Origin of the sequence: Mammaliicoccus stepanovicii (genome assembly GCF_002902525.1) — a bacterium.
GTDB classification, from domain to species: domain Bacteria; phylum Bacillota; class Bacilli; order Staphylococcales; family Staphylococcaceae; genus Mammaliicoccus; species Mammaliicoccus stepanovicii.
Genome location: NZ_PPQZ01000122.1, coordinates 1 through 3,517 on the forward strand (window position 1 = coordinate 1; position 3,517 = coordinate 3,517).

At 27.6% G+C, this 3,517-nt stretch carries 5 protein-coding genes; 2 read left to right on the forward strand and 3 right to left on the reverse strand.

Annotated elements, in window-relative coordinates; all coding sequences use genetic code 11:
- Positions 1-564 precede the first annotated feature (564 nt).
- Both CD111_RS12110 and CD111_RS12115 read right to left on the reverse strand, forming a co-directional pair.
- The gene (locus tag CD111_RS12110) at positions 565-1,305 is read right to left on the reverse strand and encodes a sulfite exporter TauE/SafE family protein (protein ID WP_095088190.1); all 741 of its coding nucleotides are present in this window, start codon (positions 1,303-1,305) and stop codon (positions 565-567) included.
- A gap of 113 nt (positions 1,306-1,418) precedes the next feature.
- Entirely contained in the window at positions 1,419-1,907 is a 489-nt protein-coding gene (locus CD111_RS12115) for a GNAT family N-acetyltransferase (protein WP_095088191.1), read from the reverse strand.
- A gap of 159 nt (positions 1,908-2,066) precedes the next feature.
- Between CD111_RS12115 and CD111_RS12120 the strand changes: the two genes are divergently transcribed.
- Together CD111_RS12120 and CD111_RS12125 are read left to right on the forward strand one after the other, a co-directional pair.
- Positions 2,067-2,435: a VOC family protein gene (locus tag CD111_RS12120; RefSeq protein ID WP_095088193.1), complete on the forward strand. Its 369-nt coding sequence runs from the start codon at positions 2,067-2,069 to the stop codon at positions 2,433-2,435.
- Between the two features lie 38 nt (positions 2,436-2,473).
- The gene (locus CD111_RS12125) at positions 2,474-2,968 is read left to right on the forward strand and encodes an AAA family ATPase (protein WP_095088195.1); all 495 of its coding nucleotides are present in this window, start codon (positions 2,474-2,476) and stop codon (positions 2,966-2,968) included.
- 45 nt (positions 2,969-3,013) lie between these two features.
- Here CD111_RS12125 and CD111_RS12130 read toward each other — a convergent pair whose 3' ends face one another.
- Positions 3,014-3,421, reverse strand: a complete 408-nt coding sequence (locus tag CD111_RS12130; RefSeq protein WP_095088197.1) for a sporulation protein — start codon at positions 3,419-3,421, stop codon at positions 3,014-3,016.
- Between the last annotated feature and the right edge of the window lie 96 nt (positions 3,422-3,517).

The window sequence follows — 3,517 nt, forward strand, 5'->3', positions numbered from 1 at the left end:
CCATAAAACATAATATATAAATATTACAAAACATCATTCGTGTTATCTAGTGGCAATTGATGTAATATTTATCCCAGAATTATATATTACATCTAAAGTGTTCTTATACACAACAAATTTAAACGATTTTAAATGATTTTGACTGATTTTGGTTAAATTTTATATAAAAATATATTTCACTTTACAAAATAGAACGTATGTTCGTATAATGGTGTTACACAATATTTTAGGAGTGATTCCATTTGGACAAGTATTTAAATTTAATTGTTAGCAGATTTGAGTCATATATAGAATTCCTTAATTTCTTTGAGCCAACAAATGAAGCAGCGTTATTTATCAATGATTCGTTTATTTACAATGAAATGGTTCGTGTCAAAAACGCTTTAATTTATAATAAGAATTTACTCAATGACAAAAGAAGCGAGTATCAATTATACTATATCGAATTATTTCATATATATAACTATACCCGCGATTCAATTTGTAAGTTTGAAGCCATGATTTATAGTTTACAAAATGCTATACGCGTATTAAATAAGACCGAATTACGGCATCTTTAATTACCTATTTAATAATCATTAATATGCCAAATATTATTAATAGGATATAAACATATTTAATAAATGTTTTAGGGTTTATATGCTTACTTATAATATTACCGAGCCATAATGTTAATACGAGAAGTGGTAGTACAATTATTAATAATTGTACTAACGAGAGACTCCAAAATCCTGACACACCATGACTCATAACAATAAAACAACCTGTTATAAAGAAATGTACTTGTGAAATTTTTTTCAACTCTAGTGCAGACCATTTTTTCATCGTTCCATAAATAATAATTGGAACACCATGACTATTGTATGCACTACCTAGTATGCCTGATATTAATCCCGCCACATAATCAAATACATTCGGAATATCTTTATCGACATTGTAGACTTTTATTATTTGATTTAATAAATTAATGGAGCCGTAAACCAATATAAATATACCTAAAAATTTAACGATAAATGCTTCATTCGCAAACTTTACGATTATGATACCAATCGGAGCACCAATTAAAGAGCCTATCAATAGCCTTTTAATAATAGTCCAATCTAAGTTATGTCGATTTTTAACAAATACAGGTAATGCAACGAGCAGTCCGATTATAGCTACAATTGAAATCGACAATTTAAAATCAACGTTTAATAAAGACAATAATGGCATTGTAACTAATGCCTCACCAAAACCAAAAATATTTCTCACGAGTGCTCCTAATAAAATAGAGATTATGATCAACACTAAAATTGTTATATCCATAAATACCCCTTTAATTTAACGTTACAAATAAACACACTTTCGGTTTTTCGAAAGTGTGTTTATTATTAATATTTATCTTTATTATATCATTTTAAAATACATAAGTATCATAATCATTTCAATATTAATTGATAAAAGTCTAAATCTAGCCATGTATCAAATTTATAACCAACATTCTTAAGCGTCCCTGAATGAGTGAATCCTTTATTCAGATGTAACGTGATACTTCCTTTATTTGAAGCATCAATTCCAGCTACCATTGTCTTATATCCTTTACTACTAGCGATTGAAATCAATTCATCTAATAATTGAGAAGCGATACCTTTCCTATGATAAGATGAATCAACATAAATAGAATGTTCAATAGTATATTGATAAGCTGGCCAATTTCGAAATGGACCGTAAGTTGCGAAACCAGCAACTTTACCATCAATTTCAAATACGATAACAGGAATTTCTTGATCAACCTTTTGTTTAAACCATAATTGTCGCTCTTCGATATTCGTTTTTTCATATGTATATACAGCAGTAGTATGAATTATTGCCTCATTATAAATATCAAGTATCGCTCCTAAATCATCTTTAGTAGCATTTCTAATCATTTCAATTCCTCCAGTTCTTAATTATTAAGTTAAACCATTATAACTTATAATTTACATAATTTAATTACTTTACATAATTTTTTCGAATTATTATTTTACAGACTTTAAGTTTATGCTAAGTATATAAAAAATATCCTAAAAAGGTAGGTAAGTCTAATTATGAAATATGCATATAAAGGAATAGACCATGTTCAAGTCGCTTCTCCACCAAATCAAGAAGATATAGCTAGATTATTCTATACAGACATATTAGGATTTACTGAAATAAAGAAACCAACGTCATTAGCAAAGAGAGGTGGTATTTGGTACCAAGTTGGTAATCACCAGTTACATATTGGAAATCAAACAGATTTTAGCGCAGCAACAAAAGCACATCCTGCATTTGAAGTAATAAATTTAGAACTTCTCAAAACTAAATTAAAGGAAGCTGAAATTGACATTATAGAAGATTATAATATACAAAGTGTAAATCGATTCTATATATCTGACCCATTCGGCAATAGGTTAGAATTTTTAGAACGAAATTAACTAATTTATCACTTTTAACAATTCAAAGGAGTGATTTCATGTCTACTTTAATATTAATAAGAGGAAATTCAGGAAGTGGCAAAACGGTTGTAGCAAATAAATTACATAAAATTCTTGGCAGCTGTACTTTACTAATTTCTCAAGATTATGTTAGAAGGCAAATGCTAATGGTTAAAGATAAACCAAATAATTTGGCAATTGGGCTTATTGAACAATTAATTCAATATGGAAATAAACATTGTGAATTTGTTATTATTGAAGGTATTTTAGCTGAAAACAAATATGGAAATATGTTACGTAGACAATTAAATACAGCTAAAACCACATTAGTTTATTATTATGATTTACCGCTTGAAGAAACCTTGAATAGGCATAATACGAAAGATAATACTGATTTTGGTGAAAGTGAGTTACGATCATGGTATACTGCTCACGACTATTTAGGAATTAGAAATGAAAAAACAATAAATAAAGAAATGACTATCGAAGAAACACTTGATACAATCTTGAAAGACTTAAAACTACAAATCTAGTATATAAGTGCCTAAGACGTCATACTTGTCGTAGGCACTTAAAATTTATTTATTCTTAATATAAACACAATCTTCATCATAAGCATCTACAGAATTTTCAATAAAGACATGTGTTTTCAAATATAAGTCATTTTTGTTGGAATCAAATTCTAGACTCTCTAATGCAAATTGAAATGAAATTCTCTCTTCCTTAGCTTCTTTAACTATAAAATCTTGTGAATAAGTATAAGTTTCTAATTCATTTTCAACAACTTCAAACTGACTTGTCTTATCAGTATTTTCAATTTTCTCTACTAAAGTCAATTCTATTTTATTGATATGTTGATCCTTTTTTCCACCTTTTAAAATTATAACCCCTCTTATCAAATCATTTTCAAAATTAATATTATTCTCTATCTTTGTATCTACAACGATTGAACCAATGCCAAATGAGGTAAGTAAGTTGTCAAACATGATGTTTCCTCCTATTTACTATTTGTATAAATAATATCATAAAATTTAACTCTCATCATTTATTTGGTAAATTTTACTATATGCATTTATATATAC

Bases quoted from the DNA above. Each gene is read 5' to 3' on its own strand.
- CD111_RS12115 (WP_095088191.1), bottom strand. From the start codon at position 1,907: ATGATTAGAAATGCTACTAAAGATGATTTAGGAGCGATACTTGATATT.
- CD111_RS12130 (WP_095088197.1), bottom strand. From the start codon at position 3,421: ATGTTTGACAACTTACTTACCTCATTTGGCATTGGTTCAATCGTTGTA.
- CD111_RS12120 (WP_095088193.1), top strand. From the start codon at position 2,067: ATGAAATATGCATATAAAGGAATAGACCATGTTCAAGTCGCTTCTCCA.
- CD111_RS12125 (WP_095088195.1), top strand. From the start codon at position 2,474: ATGTCTACTTTAATATTAATAAGAGGAAATTCAGGAAGTGGCAAAACG.
- CD111_RS12110 (WP_095088190.1), bottom strand. From the start codon at position 1,305: ATGGATATAACAATTTTAGTGTTGATCATAATCTCTATTTTATTAGGA.